Source organism: Halomonas sp. 141 (assembly GCF_002810305.1).
Classification (GTDB): domain Bacteria; phylum Pseudomonadota; class Gammaproteobacteria; order Pseudomonadales; family Halomonadaceae; genus Vreelandella; species Vreelandella stevensii.
This window is the reverse complement of sequence record NZ_PINZ01000178.1, coordinates 1-237: the sequence shown is the minus strand read 5'-3', so window position 1 is coordinate 237 and position 237 is coordinate 1. Positions and strand designations below refer to the sequence as shown.

General features: G+C 48.5%; 2 tRNA genes. Both read left to right on the top strand.

Annotated elements, in window-relative coordinates:
* Positions 1-76, top strand: a tRNA-Asn gene (locus tag CWI66_RS17905).
* Positions 77-162: 86 nt separating this feature from the next.
* Positions 163-235 (top strand) — tRNA-Asn (locus CWI66_RS17900).
* Positions 236-237: the final 2 nt, after the last annotated feature.

Sequence of the window (237 nt, the reverse complement as noted above, 5' to 3'; positions counted from 1 at the left end):
TCCTCGATAGCTCAGTTGGTAGAGCAAATGACTGTTAATCATTGGGTCGCAGGTTCGAGTCCTGCTCGAGGAGCCAAGCACCAACTAATAACATCGGCAAATGGCTGAAAAGTTAGCAGGTTGGTAAAGGTTCTCGCTCAAACGCAATAGCGATACAGATGTTCCTCGATAGCTCAGTTGGTAGAGCAAATGACTGTTAATCATTGGGTCGCAGGTTCGAGTCCTGCTCGAGGAGCC